The 17,337-nt window shown below is 34.5% G+C and carries 17 protein-coding genes and 1 pseudogene; 4 read left to right on the forward strand and 14 right to left on the reverse strand.

Annotated elements, in window-relative coordinates; all coding sequences use genetic code 11:
- The 12 genes and pseudogenes from HMPREF3247_RS01015 to HMPREF3247_RS01065 all read right to left on the reverse strand — a co-directional run.
- Positions 1-1,456 (reverse strand): CDP-glycerol glycerophosphotransferase family protein (locus HMPREF3247_RS01015; RefSeq protein WP_070866167.1); only part of this gene is annotated, 1,456 nt, incomplete at its 3' end.
- A 21-nt stretch (positions 1,457-1,477) separates the two neighbouring features.
- Positions 1,478-2,503, reverse strand: coding sequence for an alcohol dehydrogenase catalytic domain-containing protein (locus tag HMPREF3247_RS01020; RefSeq protein WP_000610189.1), 1,026 nt, complete (start codon positions 2,501-2,503; stop codon positions 1,478-1,480).
- The gene (locus tag HMPREF3247_RS01025; protein WP_000638475.1) at positions 2,496-3,212 is read right to left on the reverse strand and encodes a 2-C-methyl-D-erythritol 4-phosphate cytidylyltransferase; all 717 of its coding nucleotides are present in this window, start codon (positions 3,210-3,212) and stop codon (positions 2,496-2,498) included. The genes HMPREF3247_RS01020 and HMPREF3247_RS01025 overlap by 8 nt, the downstream gene beginning before the upstream one ends.
- Before the next feature lie 527 nt (positions 3,213-3,739).
- Positions 3,740-4,783 carry a galactitol-1-phosphate 5-dehydrogenase gene (locus tag HMPREF3247_RS01030; protein ID WP_000645608.1) on the reverse strand — a complete coding sequence of 348 codons (1,044 nt, stop codon included), beginning with the start codon at positions 4,781-4,783 and terminating at the stop codon, positions 3,740-3,742.
- A gap of 23 nt (positions 4,784-4,806) precedes the next feature.
- Positions 4,807-4,953 carry a hypothetical protein gene (locus HMPREF3247_RS01035; RefSeq protein ID WP_000230358.1) on the reverse strand — a complete coding sequence of 49 codons (147 nt, stop codon included), beginning with the start codon at positions 4,951-4,953 and terminating at the stop codon, positions 4,807-4,809.
- A gap of 1 nt (position 4,954) precedes the next feature.
- The gene (locus tag HMPREF3247_RS01040; protein WP_000646203.1) at positions 4,955-6,010 is read right to left on the reverse strand and encodes a zinc-binding dehydrogenase; all 1,056 of its coding nucleotides are present in this window, start codon (positions 6,008-6,010) and stop codon (positions 4,955-4,957) included.
- 17 nt (positions 6,011-6,027) lie between these two features.
- Positions 6,028-7,287, reverse strand: a complete 1,260-nt coding sequence (locus HMPREF3247_RS01045) for a PTS galactitol transporter subunit IIC (RefSeq protein WP_000120109.1) — start codon at positions 7,285-7,287, stop codon at positions 6,028-6,030.
- Between the two features lie 226 nt (positions 7,288-7,513).
- The gene (locus HMPREF3247_RS01050) at positions 7,514-7,792 is read right to left on the reverse strand and encodes a PTS sugar transporter subunit IIB (RefSeq protein WP_000815795.1); all 279 of its coding nucleotides are present in this window, start codon (positions 7,790-7,792) and stop codon (positions 7,514-7,516) included.
- A gap of 22 nt (positions 7,793-7,814) precedes the next feature.
- Positions 7,815-8,282 carry a PTS sugar transporter subunit IIA gene (locus tag HMPREF3247_RS01055; protein ID WP_000531479.1) on the reverse strand — a complete coding sequence of 156 codons (468 nt, stop codon included), beginning with the start codon at positions 8,280-8,282 and terminating at the stop codon, positions 7,815-7,817.
- Complete coding sequence (locus tag HMPREF3247_RS01060) at positions 8,267-10,363, reverse strand: BglG family transcription antiterminator (protein ID WP_001012754.1); 2,097 nt, start codon at positions 10,361-10,363, stop codon at positions 8,267-8,269. The genes HMPREF3247_RS01055 and HMPREF3247_RS01060 overlap by 16 nt, the downstream gene beginning before the upstream one ends.
- A gap of 130 nt (positions 10,364-10,493) precedes the next feature.
- A pseudogene (locus HMPREF3247_RS14650) lies at positions 10,494-10,590 on the reverse strand (hypothetical protein).
- Between the two features lie 109 nt (positions 10,591-10,699).
- Positions 10,700-11,635, reverse strand: a complete 936-nt coding sequence (locus tag HMPREF3247_RS01065; protein WP_000823223.1) for a nucleoside hydrolase — start codon at positions 11,633-11,635, stop codon at positions 10,700-10,702.
- Positions 11,636-11,996: 361 nt separating this feature from the next.
- Here HMPREF3247_RS01065 and HMPREF3247_RS01070 point away from each other — a divergent pair, with 361 nt between their 5' ends.
- Positions 11,997-13,526: a PTS transporter subunit EIIC gene (locus HMPREF3247_RS01070; RefSeq protein WP_000838204.1), complete on the forward strand. Its 1,530-nt coding sequence runs from the start codon at positions 11,997-11,999 to the stop codon at positions 13,524-13,526.
- A gap of 319 nt (positions 13,527-13,845) precedes the next feature.
- Here the strand turns inward: HMPREF3247_RS01070 and HMPREF3247_RS01080 are convergent, their stop codons facing one another.
- Both HMPREF3247_RS01080 and HMPREF3247_RS01085 read right to left on the reverse strand, forming a co-directional pair.
- On the reverse strand, positions 13,846-14,799 hold the full coding sequence (locus HMPREF3247_RS01080) for an L-lactate dehydrogenase (protein WP_001031880.1): 954 nt from the start codon (positions 14,797-14,799) through the stop codon (positions 13,846-13,848).
- A gap of 310 nt (positions 14,800-15,109) precedes the next feature.
- Positions 15,110-15,217 (reverse strand): hypothetical protein, encoded by a 108-nt coding sequence (locus HMPREF3247_RS01085; RefSeq protein ID WP_031866208.1) that lies wholly within the window; start codon positions 15,215-15,217, stop codon positions 15,110-15,112.
- 154 nt (positions 15,218-15,371) lie between these two features.
- On the opposite strand from HMPREF3247_RS01085, the gene HMPREF3247_RS01090 reads away from it, so the two are divergent.
- From HMPREF3247_RS01090 to HMPREF3247_RS01100, 3 genes are all read left to right on the forward strand, one after another.
- A complete protein-coding gene (locus HMPREF3247_RS01090; RefSeq protein ID WP_000954800.1) occupies positions 15,372-16,517 on the forward strand; it encodes a globin domain-containing protein in 1,146 nt (381 codons plus the stop codon).
- Between the two features lie 25 nt (positions 16,518-16,542).
- Positions 16,543-16,716 carry a hypothetical protein gene (locus tag HMPREF3247_RS01095; RefSeq protein WP_000773990.1) on the forward strand — a complete coding sequence of 58 codons (174 nt, stop codon included), beginning with the start codon at positions 16,543-16,545 and terminating at the stop codon, positions 16,714-16,716.
- Between the two features lie 156 nt (positions 16,717-16,872).
- The gene (locus HMPREF3247_RS01100; protein ID WP_000215214.1) at positions 16,873-17,229 is read left to right on the forward strand and encodes a DUF488 domain-containing protein; all 357 of its coding nucleotides are present in this window, start codon (positions 16,873-16,875) and stop codon (positions 17,227-17,229) included.
- Positions 17,230-17,337 lie beyond the last annotated feature (108 nt).

Consider the following 17,337-nt stretch of genomic DNA (forward strand, 5'->3'; position numbering starts at 1 on the left):
TAAATACTGCATATTCATATATTAAAGATGAATAATCACTAATCAACAAGTCTGTAACAAAGAGAATATCGTTAACTTCACGATGATCTGACACATCGATAAAGTATTGTCTATGTTCACGTGAAATATTAAGTCTATTTTTTACGAACGGATGCATTTTGAATAACACAACTGCATTATGCTTCTCGCAGTATCTTGCTAAACGTTCAAAATCAATTTTAAAAAATGGATAATGTGCCGTACCGTGACCATTACCTCTAAATGTCGGTGCGAATAGAATAACTTTCTTACCTTTTATAATTGGCAATTCATCTTCCATCTCTTGTTTAATTTGTGTTGCATAAGCTTCATCAAATAGTACATCAGTACGTGGTACACCTGTTGGTACAACATTTTCTTCTCTAATTCCAAATGCTTCAGCATAAAATGGAATATCGGTTTCTGATGAAACATATGCTTTCGTGTAACTACGATGGTTTAATGAATCGATAAATGGACCACCTTTTTTACCTGTACGACTAAAGCCAACTGTTTTAAAAGCACCAACGGCATGCCACACTTGAATAATTTCTTGTGATGGTCTAAAGCGAACCGTATAAATTAATGGATGGAAATCATCAACAAAAATATAATCTGCCTTACCAAGTAAATATGGCAATCTAAACTTGTCTCTCCATTTACGTCTATCCGTAATATTCGCCTTAAATACCGTTTTAATATCATAATCAAAATCTACTTTTTGGCGTAGTAACTCATCATATACATACTTGAAATTCCCTGATAAATTCGGACGCGAATCTGATGTGAATAATATTGTTTTGCTTCTTTTAATATGTAGTAACTTTGTAATATTAAAAATAGCTTTAAATAAGAAACTTCTACTTTCAAATGAAGCTTTATGACCTTGTTTATGAAGCCAGTGTGCACTTGTCGCAATGACCCCTGATTTCTCTTGAGGTAAGGTGATTTCAATATCAAATACAAATTCGTTAACGTCACTTGCTATTTCCGGAGTAATGGTATAGACAGTATGTTGTGATACGCCACCTTTACGGAAAACTTTAGCATCATACGCTAATAAATAGTTTGCTTTTCCATTTTGTGTAGTCAGCTCATTGTATTCTTCAATTTGCTCTTCATTTAATCCCTCATAAGCTTGATCAATAATATTTGGATTAAGTTGTCCAATATACTCTAACTGGTCATGATAAACAAATAAATATTTATCCATTGGTAAATAATACCCATCGTCTAATATTGCGACGTTGAATCTACATATAAATGTATTACCGTCTATTTTCATTTCATTTGCTTCTAATGTTTTTGTTTCGGTTAAATTCCTCAGAACAAATTGTCCTGATGTTAAATCGACACCTTCACTATGTCCTTCAATATATAACTGAACACGTTCCCAGTATATGTTATCAATATGTATTGCTTGTTTCGTTTTTGTCATTGTTATTCCCCCATCGGTTTATTAAATCGTCCATTTCAATACTGTTTTTCCCCAAGATGTCGATAAATCCATTTCAAACGCTTGGACGATATCTTGCATCGTACATACATTAATTTCATGTCCTTTTAATAATGCTAACTTTTCAACAATGTCTGGGTACTTACGATATAAATCAACAACTTGCTCAAAATCTTTAGAGCCGCTTCGACTACTACCAATCAACGTTAATCCTTTTTCAAGTACTAATCGTGTATTCACTTCCACGGGTAATTCACTTACGCCTAACAAAGCAATACTGCCTTCTGGTGAAATATGTTCAACTATTTGTTGAAGTGCAACTTGACTTCCTTTACCTCCAACACATTCAAATGCATGATCAATTTTAAGATCATCTGGTATTTGATTTACTGTAAAGATGTCATCTACAAATGAAAAATGACTTAATTTATAGTCTGTCTTACCAAATACATAAGTTTTAGCTTCTGGGTACAACTTACGTAGCAAAATAGCAGTAATATAACCTAAGTTACCATCACCCCAAATACCAAAGCTGGTTTTCAAAGGTATAGATTTACGTTCAAATCGTTGTATAGCATGATAACTTACTGACACTAACTCTGTGTATGAAATCGTACTCAAATCAATGTCATTAGGCAGCGGAACGATACGATCATGTGCCATCACAACGTAGTCTTGCATAAAACCATCATAACCACTAGATCTAAAATAACTAGAGGCTAAGTAATTCTCCGCAATAATATGATGTTGCTCTGTAGGTGTATTCGGTACCATTACTACTTTCGTACCTTTTTCAAATACCCCTTTACTATCAAATACAACTTCACCAACAGCTTCATGAACTAATGACATTGGTAATTTTTTGCGTAGTACATTTTCATCTCTTCGACCTGTGTAATACCTTTGATCAGCTGCACAAATAGACAAGTATAAAGGTCTTACGATGACATGATTACCATAAATATCAACATTATTATATGTGACGTCGAACTGTCTCGGTGCAACGAGTTGATATACTTGATTAATCATCGGCAATATCACCTTGAATAATGGCATTTGCTACTTTTAAATCATACGGTGTTGTCACTTTAATGTTGTATAGTTCTCCACGTACCAATTTAACTGCATGTCCAGATTCGACAATGATTTTACATGCATCTGATAAGATTTCTTTTTGTTCACTACTTAAGGCGCGATAACTATCTTGTAATAATTTAATATTAAATGATTGTGGTGTTTGGCCTTGATACATTTCATTCCTTACAGGGATACTGTGTATGTTCTGTTTATCTTTAGACATTACAATCGTATCAATTGCTTCAATGACTGTATCTACTGCACCATATTTTGCTGCTACTTCAATGTTCTCTTTAATAATACGTTGAGTTAAAAATGGTCTTACGGCATCATGAGTTACAATCACATCATCATTATTAATTCCATTTACATTGCGAATATGGTCGATAATGTTCATAATTGTTTCATTTCGATCCGTACCACCTGCAACTACTTTGACACGTTGATCTGTAATGTTATATTTTTTTAAAATATCCTGTGTATGGGAAATCCACTGTGCTGGCGTTGCGATAATAATCTCATTAAATTCACTCACTAAAATGAACTTCTCAATTGTATGGATTAAAATCGGTTTATTATCAATATCTAAAAATTGTTTTGGTAATGGCACGTTCCCCATTCTCGAACCAATACCTCCTGCTAAAATACCTGCATAAATCATGTTGTCCTCCATTCTGTCATTACATCATTTCCATTTATACATTACTGACCTATGCCCGCACATAAGCCTAACCTATTGCTCACTTGCCTCTTTTATTAATCCAAAGATAGTTGTCACAATAGTGTGATAATTTTTTATAAAAATGTATTTTTGTAACTGACCATTCTAAGTTGTTTTGCCATGCAGTTAATCATTAACTCTGACGATATTAAATTGTTAAAGGTATTAATGTTTACTCTTTTTCAAATTCATTATTACTGCCATCATTTTACCATATATTATAATAAATTTATCTTATTAAGTGGCTGTACTTGATTTTCACTTTAAAAATTATCAAATATTGCCATCTCATTTTAAGTATACAAAATGCAAAACAACCGATTCACAAGCATATTTCACACAAGTAAACCGGCTATTTAGCAACGTATATTCGAAGATGAGTTATTTCGATAGTATCTGTAGACCAGACGGCATTCGCACTTTCATAGCTATAACTATACCAGTGTTTTCGTCCTCAAAGGTGCATACTAATAAATCGTAAACATGACTTTATCAAATCGTTCTTTCTTGTTAACTAATTTATCAAATGTCTCTGGGCCTTTTTCTAACGGTAAAAAATGAGAAATAATAGGCTTTACATTAATATCTTTCGTCTTCATATAATGTAAGGTTGCCGTCCACTCTTTGCCCGGAAAATTACTGGACAAACAGTTCCAAGAGCCACATACTGTCAACTCGTTACGCAGAATTTTTTCAAAATGAACGCGATCAATCTCAATATCATCATATGGTATTCCGAGTAATACCACCTCGCCACCTTTTTTAGGTAGCGTCAATATTTGACCAATCGTAACTTTAGCACCTGATGATTCTATAGCTAAATCGATTTGATTGGCGTAATGATTTTCGATGAATTTCTCAAGATTTTCTTCTTTTGAATTGATTGTTTGATGTGCGCCCAATGATGTTGCAATATCTAGTTTATGCGCATCTATATCTATAGCGATGATATGTGCAGCACCAAATATTCGTGCCCATTGAATAGCTAACAAACCTATACTGCCACACCCCATTACTGCAACAGTCATACCAGGTTGTATATTCGATTTATAAAACCCATGCGCAACAACGGCTGATGGCTCAACCATTGCTGCTTCAATGTAATCAACATTGTCTGGAACCTTTAAAACATTTTGCGCTGGCAATTTGACATATTCCGCGAACGATCCAGGTTCATATGAGCCAATAACGAATAACTTTTCACATCGTGCATATTCACCTTTTAAACAATACTCGCATTGATAACAAGGTATTGCTGGGCAACCTGTCACTTTGTCGCCTACATTAACATGCGTAACATCACTTCCAATGGCATCTACAACACCTGAAAATTCATGACCAAATGGCATACCTTTAATGTATGGCCCCATTTTTTTGTATCGTGACGTGTCTGAACCACATATGCCAGTCGCTCGTACTTTAACAATAACGTCATTCGCACTTTCAATGACTGGCTTTTCATTATCCTCATACCGTAAATCTTCCACGCCATATAATTTCAATGCTTTCACTTGTAAATCACCTCAAATTTGATTTAATTCACAACTTTTTTCTTTTTAAAAATACCTGTCGCAAAATAACCTGCAATGACAATGGAATTACTTACGAGTAAATGTTCCATATAAAAATCAGTGATTTGTCTTAATGGCCCAAGCATAAAAGTTAGCATTGATTCTACCATATTAATTCTCTCCTTCATTTTCATCTAAATCGAGCGGCTTAAGTAATGCTTTAATACCTTCGCCAGATTTTAAATGTTGATACGCCTCGTCCCATTTCGAAATATCATATATTTTTGTCACCAAAGCTTCAGCATTTACTAAACCATCCGCCATAAGTTGCAATGAAGGTTCCCAATCTGCTGGCTTTTGACTTCTACTACCAACAACTGTTATTTCTTTTTGAATCACTTTTTCCATATCAAATGGAATTTCAGCATCCTTAAAAATACCTATTTGACTGTAGAAACCTTTTTTGCGTAAAATATCCAAACCTTGTCGTGCTGCTGGAACTGCACCTGAACATTCAACAACAACATCTGCACCGTAACCGTCTGTAATTCCATTGATATACGTTTTTAAGTCTGTTTGTTGTAAATTGACTACATAATCCATGTGCAATGCTTCTGCTTTATCTAATCTGACTTTGTCATTGTCCAATCCAGTTACCACAACAGTTGCGCCTTTACTTTTTAACACTTGTGCTACAAGTAATCCGATTGGCCCAGGTCCCATTACAACTGCTACATCGCCTGAATTGACTTGAATCTTAGAAACGCCATGATGTGCACATGCTAATGGTTCTGTCATAGCTGCAGACTGATACGATACTTCATCTGGAATATGATGCAAACTTTCTTCACGTGCAATGACATAATTAGTAAATGCGCCATCAACTTGTGTTCCAATACCTTTTCGATGGTTGCATAAATTATAGTCTTTTGATTTACAGTATTCACACTCATTACAAACATAGAATGTCGTTTCAGAAGTGACACGGTCACCAACTTTAAAATCTTTAACGTCTGCTCCAACTTCAACGATTTCACCAGAAAATTCATGACCTAATGTCACTGGAAAATTAACTTTATAATGCCCTTCATAAGTATGAATGTCTGTGCCACAAATTCCTGCATAATGTACTTTAATCTTTACTTTATCATCTAGCGGTGTTGCAACTTCTTTATCAAGAAGTTCTAAGTTGCCATGTCCTTCTCTTGTTTTTACTAAAGCTTTCACCACAAACACCTCGATTTTTAATTGAATAGACTAAATAGTTTAAAGATAAGATAGTTAACGATATTACCACCTTGATCAATACTTGAAATTTCAGATGAACCTTTTGGCATTTGTACATTCGTACCTTTCGCCATATCTGTGAAAATAGGTGCTACGTCTGTTGCAATATATAATGAAATTGCAATCATAATCGTGCCCACAATGACAGAATGAATAATGTTTCCTCTTGCTGCACCAACAATAAACGCGACAACAAATGGTATCGTTGCTAAGTCACCAAAAGGTAGTACTTGGTTTCCTGGTAAAATAACGGCTAATAAAACAGTGATAGGTACTAAAATTAATGCTGTCGAAATAACCGCTGGATGACCTAATGCTACAGCCGCATCCAATCCAATATAAATTTCACGTTCGCCAAAACGTTTATTTAGCCATGTTCTTGCAGACTCTGAAACTGGCATTAAACCTTCCATTAAGATTTTTACCATTCTAGGCATTAATACCATTACTGCAGCCATTGACATTCCTAAATTAATGATGTCTCCAGGTTTGTAACCTGCTAACACACCAATACCTAAACCTAAAATTAAGCCGACAAATATAGACTCTCCAAATGCGCCAAAACGTTTTTGAATTGTTTCAGGATCAGCATCTAACTTATTCAGACCGGGTACTTTTTGTAACAATTTAACTAAGTAAATACCTGGTGCATAAGAAATTGTGCTTCCTGTCGCAATCGATACACCTGGTAAATCAAAGAACTCACTCATCATCGGTGCTGTCCAATCTGCTACTTTCAAACAGATAACTTGGAAAATAACTGCTGCTAATAACGCTTGCCAAATACTGCCTGATACGGCATAAACCATTGCTGCTGTAAACGTATAATGCCAAAAATTCCAAATATCTACATTCATCGTCTTTGTCACTTTAGTTACTAGCAATACAACGTTAACTATGATTCCGAGTGGAATAATAAATGCTGCGACAGATGATGCCCAAGCGATAGATGATGTTGCTGGCCAACCTACATCAATCACATTCAGACTGACGCCTAAATTTTTAACCATCGCTTGTGCTGCTGGCCCTAAATTTTTAACTAATAAATCGATGACTAAGAAAATCCCTACAAAAGCCACACCTATTGTTAAACCAGACCTAAATGCCGCTCCAATTTTCTGCCTAAAGAATAGGCCAAGCAAGAATATGACAACCGGTAAAATAACAGTTGCACCTAAATCTAAAAATCCCCTTACAAAATCAGTGAAGTAACTCATATTTAAACCCTCCCTGTTATATATGCATTGTCACGATACTTTCCGATTGTGATTACATTTGACGTTACGGTCATTTCAACGACAACCCTTACTACATTCGACTGCAGTCCCTTTGAATTACAGTCACTGCGTTTCTATGTCATCAACAATCATTTGTCGTGATAGTCATTTATATGCAATTTGCATATATTTATATGTTATTGACCCACGTTACATATCAATTCCGTTATTTTTGTAACTCTGTTAAGATTTGTTGTTTTGTTTCTTCAATACCAATACCAGTTAAGAAATTACGTGCGTTGATAACTGGGAATTTATATTCTTTTTTTGTCATTGCAGTTGTAACTAATAAATCTGCAGTGTCTTCATAAGGTCCAACTTCTGTAATTTTGATTTGTTTAATATCTACTTTAATATTGTGTTCCTTTGCCATTTCCTCAATTGCATTATTTACTACTGTTGACGTTGCAATACCTGCACCACACGCTACTAATACTTGTTTCATTTTCAATTCCTCCAATTAATTTTTAGTTATATTCCAAATAATCATTGATTAGTGTTGCTAAAATTGTTTCATCTTTCGTTCGTAGAATCTGCTCCAATTTTTCTTCACTTTGAAAAATTTGCATCAACTGTTGTAACAGCTTAAGTTGATCATCTACTTTATTCATTGCTAACATAAAAACGATTTTCACTTCTGTCTGTTGATCAAGTGTTCCCATTTCAATAAACGGCACTTCTTTTTCTAGAACAGCCACACCTATCGTTCTATAGTTAATATGTTCGACATCTGTATGCGGTATAGCGACCGAACATAGATGCGTTGGTAAACCAGTAGCAAATTCTTTTTCTCTATCGATGACTGCATCTTTAAACGTTGACTTCACGAACCCATTTTGAAATAACACATCTGACATTTGTGACAATACGGATTCTTTATCAGTTGCCGACAAATTGAGCATTATATTTTCTTTATGCACTAATTGCTGTCCCATCCATTTTCCCTCGCTTCTTTATTTGAATAATTTTTTAAAATCTCATTTACATCAGAATTTTTGCGACTTTGTATGATGCGCTTAATTGCGTCATTGTCTTGCGCCACATCTCTCAATTGTAGTAACGCTCTTAAGTGTGTCACTTTATCAACAGCAGCAATAGGTACAATAATATGGATTGCTGTGCCATCTGACATGTATATTGGTTCTTGTAATATCATCATACTCATCGCCGTTTTATGTACATGCTTTTCAGAGTATGCATGTGGAATAGCAATATTTTGCATGATAACCATATACGAATCATCAAATGCCTGTTGCATCTCATGAATATATTTAATATCAATAAAATGATTAGCAACTAACACATCACTTGCTTTAGCAATAGCTTCATCAATATTTTCAACATGATGTATTCTTTTCACGTGCCTTGCCGGTATCAAGTCAGCTAAATCTAATGTCTTATTTTGTGTGACAATCGATCCATTAATGGTTGAAATTGAATTATAATTCGCAATAAAATCTTCTAAACCATCACGTAGTTCTGTAATGTCATTAACTGTCGTAGTGCGTTCAATTAATGCCATTAACTTGTTTATTTCCTTATCAATGTCAGCCGATTCCTTATTAATGTACTTCATCACTTCTTTACGTAACTTTCGTTGCTCATTTTCAGATAAAGCTACTTTTGTGATAAATAATTTTTTATGTGTTAGGACAAACATTGGTGAAAAGACGATGTCATAATCTAATGTGTAATTTTCAAATGTTCTAAGTGAAATCGCATCTAAGAAAATAATTTCTGGAAATAAGTTTCGCAACTCGTATAACATCATTTGTGATACTGACGTGCCTTGTGTACACACGATAATAGCTTTTATCTTGCCATCGAAGTTTTCATCTTGACGTCTCAAACTACCTCCGAACAACATGGTTAAATATGCTATTTCATTATCAGGTAACGATTTTCCGAAATATTCAGTTAACGATTGACATGATTGTTTCACCATATGAAATAAGGATTGATAATTTCCTTGTAAAGGATTTATTAATTCATCACGATCCGTTAAGTTATATTTAATCCTATAAAAAGCAGGCGTTAAATGTAACAAGAGTTGCTGTGATAATTTCTCCTTATCTTCAATGTTAATAAAAGTGATTTGTTCAAAATGGTGAATCATTTGAGCGATAGCCATCGTTAAATTCGATATGTTATCTGATTCCTGCAAATCAGTCCATTGCACACTTGTTGAAAGTAAGTGTAATGTCAAATATAACTTTTCCGCTTCTGGCAAATCCGGCTCAAGTTGCGTCATAATCTCCGTTGCTTGATATTCTTTCGTATCCCTCAAATACTGATAATTAATATTTAATGGATTCATCACATGACCACTTTGAATTCGTCTACGAATCACACAAAGGACATAAGGCAATGAACTAAGTGATTTGTCTATAAAGCGACTCTTCAAAAATTGTTCTACCTGTTTGATTTTGTCTTTTTGATATGCGATATCTTCGAATGTTAAGTTGAGCGCCTTTAAAACTTCACTTTTAGTAATATCATGATTCAACCTTTGATCAATCAACTTAATGAAGAAACGGCGAACTTCAAATTCATCACCAACAATTTCATAACCATGTTTTCGAGAATACTTAAGTGACAAACCATGATTTTCCAATTGCTCTTTCACATGATTTATATCGTGAATGACAGTATTTTTACTGACTTGTAAATCAATTGAAAAATGGTTTAGAGACATTGCGTTTTCCTTACTAAAAAGCATGAGCATTAAATAATAACGACGTGTTTCTATGCTAAAAATGACATTGTTGCCGTTTAACATTTGCTGCTCTGATACATCTCGTTTGAACAACGTCATGATTTCAGAACTTACAATAAAATTTCCTTGGCTTGTTCTTTCAAGTTTTGGATAACCCTCTTGTTCAAGCCACAAATTGATTTTTTGAATGCGATATCCTAGTTGTCTACGAGACAAACCAAATATCGATTCAAGTTCTTTACCATGAATAGTAGGATTCAATACAATTTCTCTGAGTATTTGCTGATTATCCCCGTTCATGTTCGATCCTCCTTTGAGCATCTGAGCTCAATTTATCATCAATCGTCACACCGATGTACACACTTTGAACACATATTTTCAAAATGAGCATGTACATCATTGTGATGTTTTAACAACATTTCAATTATATCTATATTTTTTGTGATTTTAATCTTTTAAAATAAAGCAATTGAAATTTCGAATATATTTTTGTATTTTGTGTTTTTTGAAGCATTTTTAACATACATATCTCAATCATTATCAAATTGTCATGACCATTGTAATCCACTACAAAAACCCTAAGGACGCTTATATCAGGCACCTTAGGGCTAACTGTATCTATTTAATTAAGTATTATTATTCGTATGTACGTAACTTATGATCTATCAAGTTCCACACTTCTTCAACATCAACTGCTGTAGCAAAATAAGCATTGGCAGGCTTACCTGTAACATGATTTAAATCGACAGCCATAGTACCATAAGTTAGTGGACTTTGATGTTCAATGTCGATATTAACGGGTACCATTGTAAACAATTCTGGTTGTAACAAATACAAAATTGTACAAGCATCATGTATTGGACCACCGTCCATATTAAAGTGAGTCTTGTATGTCTTCTTAAAGAATTGCAATAATTCTACGACGAACTGTGCAACAGGATTATTGATACTTTCAAAGCGTTCAATCACGTGATCGTCGGCTAAAACTTGATGTGTTACATCTAAACCAAACACATTTATAGTAATCCCACTTTCAAAAACACGCTTCGCTCCTTCAGCATCTACCCAAATATTGAATTCTGCTGTAGGCGTCCAATTTCCAAATGTACCACCACCCATCAAAGTAATAGATTCAATATGCTCAGCGATTCTTGGCTCACGAATCAATGCCGTTGCTACATTCGTAAGAGGACCTGTCGCTACAATTGTTACAGGTGTATCACTCGTCATCACTTTGTTTATAATCACATCTGATGCTGGCATTGCAACTGCTTGACGTGATGGTGTCGACGGTAGTTTCGGACCATCTAATCCAGATTCCCCATGTATTTCAGAAGCAAAGGCAGCTGGTTTAATTAACGGCCTATCCGCACCTTTCGCCACTGCTATATCTTGGCGTCCCATAATATCCAATACGTTCAAGGCGTTTGTCGTATTCTTGTCAACTGATTGATTACCTGCGACTGTTGTTACAGCTAATATCTCTAGTGGACTGTCAATTGCCCCCGCTAAAATTAATGCTATTGCATCATCGTGTCCTGGATCACAATCCATAATAATCTTTCTTTTCATTTATATATCCACCTTTCTTAAGTTGTTATCGATAGCTTATGTATATTTATTTATGTGGTGAATCATGTTTATTTTGAAAAATAGTTTTAACTTTCTCATATTTTTGGATACAAACACTATTTATCTATTTTATGGCTTATAAATTTATCCGATATGCCTTATCAACCTACCTCGCTAAAAATAGGATGTCTACATATCTATACCGACTTTTGTCAACTCATTTTCACAACAATATAAACAGCAATTTATATGATTGTTACATGATTCAAACAATTTTTATGAAAAATATTTTCATACACAGAATATATATTAATATTAAATTTCTCAAAAGCTATATTGAGAATAATTAGGAGGGATGTTGATGAAATCTTTATTTGAAAAAGCACAGCAGTTCGGCAAGTCCTTTATGCTACCTATCGCAATCTTACCAGCTGCAGGTCTATTGTTGGGTATCGGTGGTGCATTAAGTAATCCAAACACCGTTAAAGCATACCCTATTTTAGATATTACCTTATTACAAAATATTTTTACATTAATGTCAGCTGCAGGTAGTATTGTTTTCCAAAATTTACCAGTCATCTTTGCAATTGGTGTCGCAATCGGATTATCTAGAAGCGATAAAGGTACTGCAGGTTTAGCTGCACTACTCGGTTTCTTAATTATGAACGCAACTATGAATGGCTTATTAACTATCACGGGCACATTGGCAAAAGATCAGCTTGCACAAAATGGACAAGGCATGGTGCTCGGTATACAAACGGTTGAAACCGGTGTTTTTGGCGGGATTATCACAGGTATTATGACCGCAATACTTCACAACAAATATCACAAAGTAGTATTACCACCGTATTTAGGTTTCTTTGGTGGCTCTAGATTTGTCCCTATTGTCACAGCATTTGCCGCAATCTTTTTAGGTGTATTGATGTTTTTCATTTGGCCAAGCATACAAGCCGGCATTTATCATGTTGGTGGATTTGTAACGAAAACAGGTGCCATCGGTACTTTTGTTTATGGCTTCATCTTAAGATTGTTAGGTCCACTCGGTTTACATCATATTTTTTACTTACCGTTTTGGCAGACGGCACTTGGTGGTACTTTGGAAGTCAAAGGGCACTTAGTTCAAGGTACGCAGAACATCTTCTTTGCTCAACTTGGTGATCCAGATGTGACGAAGTATTATTCAGGTGTGTCACGCTTTATGTCAGGCCGTTTTATTACGATGATGTTCGGCTTATGTGGTGCCGCACTTGCAATTTATCACACAGCTAAACCTGAACATAAAAAAGTTGTCGGCGGTTTAATGTTATCCGCTGCACTCACTTCATTTTTAACAGGTATTACCGAACCTTTAGAGTTTAGTTTCTTGTTTGTCGCACCTATTCTTTATGTAATCCATGCCTTCTTTGATGGATTAGCATTTATGATGGCAGACATTTTCAACATTACAATTGGTCAAACCTTCAGTGGAGGCTTTATCGATTTCTTACTCTTTGGTGTGCTACAAGGTAATAGTAAAACAAACTACCTATACGTCATACCTATTGGAATTGTGTGGTTCTGTTTGTATTACATCGTTTTCAGATTCTTAATTACGAAATTTAATTTCAAAACACCTGGTCGAGAAGATAAAGCTGCAGCACAACAAGTTGAGGCTACTGAAAGAGCACAAACTATTGTTGCTGGTTTGGGAGGCAAAGATAACATTGAAATCGTTGACTGTTGTGCAACGAGACTACGCGTCACACTTCATCAAAATGACAAAGTCGATAAAGTATTACTCGAAAGTACTGGTGCCAAAGGTGTAATCCAGCAAGGCACTGGTGTGCAAGTAATTTATGGGCCTCACGTTACAGTTATCAAAAATGAAATTGAAGAATTGCTCGGGGATTAAGACTAACCGAAATATCAACAGAACTAATGGCAACGATGTACGAAGTAAGAAGTGACATCGTTGCTTTTATTTTTAATGTTACATTTGAAGCATTAAGTTCATCATGCACTGTAGTGAGCCCGCAAATCGCCTCTGCTAGACAATCATCTTAATGCTATGATTAAAGCTTAAGTGCCAGATTTGAATTTAATTTCAACAACGACTTTCACTACATTAAAAATAGGGCTACTCGACACATATAGTTGTATCAAATAGCCCTTTATACAATTTTTGGGGTAAGGTTTTACAATTTTTGGAATGGTATAGATTTTATAAAAAGTTATTTAAGTTCTTCTGCTTCAGCCATAATATCTTTTAATGTTTTAGCTGAATGTGCGAACTTGCTTTGTTCTTCGTCGTTTAATGGGATTTCTACGACGTTGCGAATACCGTTTCTATTGATGACTGCTGGAACACCAATATAAACATCTTCTTCATCATATTCGCCTTCTAATAATGCTGATACAGTCAATACGGCATCTTCATTTCTGAAAATCGCTTCAGTAATTCTAGCTAATCCCATTGCAACACCATAATAAGTGGCACCTTTAGCTTGAATAATGTCATATGCTGCATCACGTGTTTGAACAAAAATTTGTTCAATTTGCGCTTTGCCCTCAGGACGTTGTTCAAGTAATGTCTTCAAAGGTTGACCCGCAATATTAGCGTGTGACCATACTGGTAATTCAGTGTCACCATGTTCACCAATAATTTGAGCATCGACGCTACGTGGCGCAACATCGAACGCTTCGCTTAACAATAATCTAAAGCGTGCAGAGTCTAAAATTGTACCAGAACCTATAACACGTTCTTTAGGTAAACCAGAGAATTTCCATGTTGCATACGCTAAAATATCAACAGGATTTGTAGCTACCAAGAAAATACCATCAAATTTTGATGCCATTACTTCACCAACAATTGATTTGAATATTTTCAAGTTTTTAGATACTAAATCTAAACGTGTTTCTCCAGGTTTTTGTGCAGCACCAGCACAGATGACAACTAGATCCGCATCATGACAATCACTGTATTCGCCAGCTTTCACACGAACTGTTGTTGGAGAATATGGTGTGGCATGTTTTAAATCCATAACATCTCCTCGAACTTTTTCAGTGTCTAAATCAATGATGACTAATTCATCAACAATGCTTTGGTTCACTAATGAAAATGCGTAGCTTGAACCTACTGCACCATTACCTATTAATACAACTTTGTTCCCTTTAAATTTGTTCATTACAAAAACTCCCTTATGATTAATTCACTAACATACGTGTAGCTTCAAATATGTTAGTTTAATGCTGCTTATTGACGATACAAAAGCAAATAAACATCTCTTTTATTTTCAACGCATAACTTAAAAGGTCATGTGTCATCCGCTTTTAAGTTTGTGATTTATTTCACATATAAAATGTAACATGCATTAAGTACTGGGTCAATATTAAATTGTGATTTATTTCACATTTTATTTTAATTTTTACACCTTTTTAATTTGTATACGATTACATCTTAGATGTCTTTAGTCTTCGTACTTCGCCAGTGATTATTTACACTTTCACATTTTTATTATCATGTTTACTTTTTTCTAGGAAAACAACAATGTTTTTTGAATTAGTCAAATAAATGTGCGCAATCGTCGGTGTGCAAACAGACAATTGTACACAATGCTTATTGATAAGTATTTAAAAAATTAAAAATGTCATACAATTATCAAATTTGCCATTTTATTTATATTTTCTCAAACCAATTAATTGAATATCGAAATTTTTAGTAGAATAATCAAAATAGACAGATTAAAGGAGGAGTATCATGCTTACAGAACAAGAGAAAGACATTATCAAACAAACGGTGCCTTTACTTAAAGAGAAAGGGACAGAAATTACGTCAATCTTTTATCCAAAAATGTTTAAAGCGCATCCTGAACTTTTAAACATGTTTAATCAAACGAACCAAAAACGAGGCATGCAATCTTCAGCATTAGCACAAGCTGTAATGGCCGCAGCGGTTAATATCGATAACTTAAGTGTTATTAAACCAGTCATTATGCCAGTCGCATATAAACACTGCGCACTACAAGTTTATGCTGAACATTATCCAATTGTGGGGGAAAATTTATTAAAAGCCATTCAAGACGTGACAGGATTAGAAGAAAATGATCCTGTCATTCAAGCTTGGGCAAAAGCATATGGCGTTATTGCGGATGTGTTCATCCAAATTGAAAAAGAAATTTATGATCAAATGATGTGGATTGGTTTTAAACCATGCAAAATTACCAATATTAAACAAGAATCTGAAGACATTAAATCATTTACAGTTGAAACTGAAGAATATGACTTTAGTGAATTTACACCAGGCCAATACATCACAGTTGATGTTTCTAGTGATAAACTTCCATATAGAGCTAAACGTCACTATTCTATCGTATCAGGTGAAAAAAACCATTTAACTTTTGGCGTTAAACGTGATGTCACAACAGAACATGAAGGCGAAGTTTCAACAATTTTACACGATGAGATTAAAGAAGGCGATATGATTAATTTAGCTGCGCCTGTAGGTGGATTCGTATTAGAGAATACGACTGAACCACAACTTTTCTTAGGTTCAGGTATTGGTGTTACACCTTTAGTAGCTATGTATGAAGCTGCCTCTGCCAAAGGTTTAGATACACAGATGGTTCAAGTTGCTGAAAATGAACAACATTTACCTTTCAAAGACAACTTCAACAGTATCGCAAGCCATCATGACAACGCTAAATTATATACACACTTAAAAGATAAACAAGGCTATATTGGTGCTGAAGAATTACAAGTATTTTTAGCAAATAAACCTGAAATTTATATCTGTGGTGGTACAAAATTCTTACAATCTATGATCGAAGCACTTAAATCTTTAAATTACGATATGGATCGCGTACACTACGAAACGTTTATTCCAAGACTAAGCGTTGCAGTATAACTGAGAAAAGAGGTTTAGTGCTCATATGAAACTTAATCAACGTTACGTAAAAGTATTTGCATTATATTTCGTAAGTATTGTTACTGCAAATATTATTGTTAAAAATAACAATTTAATCAAAACATTGATTCAAACACTTGCCGGTTACACCGTCTTTGCAGTTGGTTTGAAGTATTTAACTAAACGTAAAAATAAATAACATATATACAAAAACAGCTATGACTTTACTTTGTCATGGCTGTTTTTTAATTGGGAGTGGGACAGTAATGAGATTTTCGCAAAATTTATTTCGTCGTCCCACCACAACATGCATTGATGTATGCTCACTGAATTTCATAAGAAAGGAGTTCACAAGATGACCGTAGATATTGGACGGATTTATGACAATAAAGATAATACCGACGCTATTCGTATCCTAGTCGATAGAGTCTGGCCGAGAGGTATTTCGAAAAGAACTGCTAACCTAGATTATTGGTTAAAAGACATTGCCCCTTCTACTGAGTTGCGACAATGGTTCCAACATGATCCTAAACTTTTTGGAGCTTTTAAAGAAAAATATGAAAAAGAATTACGTGATCAGGATGCACAAAAAGATGCTTTTGACAAATTAAAGGATATTGTAAATCAGCATAATCATGTTCTATTGTTATATGCAGCAAAAGATACTAAACATAACCAAGCTGTAGTACTACAGCAGTTGCTCAATACTTAGGTATATATGTTTATCGTGAATCACTATAAATGTTGCTAACTTCATTTCTAATATTTATTTTTAAAAAGCATAATTACTACAATTAATTGAAATTTAATGATTACTAAA

Source organism: Staphylococcus sp. HMSC36A10 (assembly GCF_001838845.1).
Classification (GTDB): domain Bacteria; phylum Bacillota; class Bacilli; order Staphylococcales; family Staphylococcaceae; genus Staphylococcus; species Staphylococcus aureus.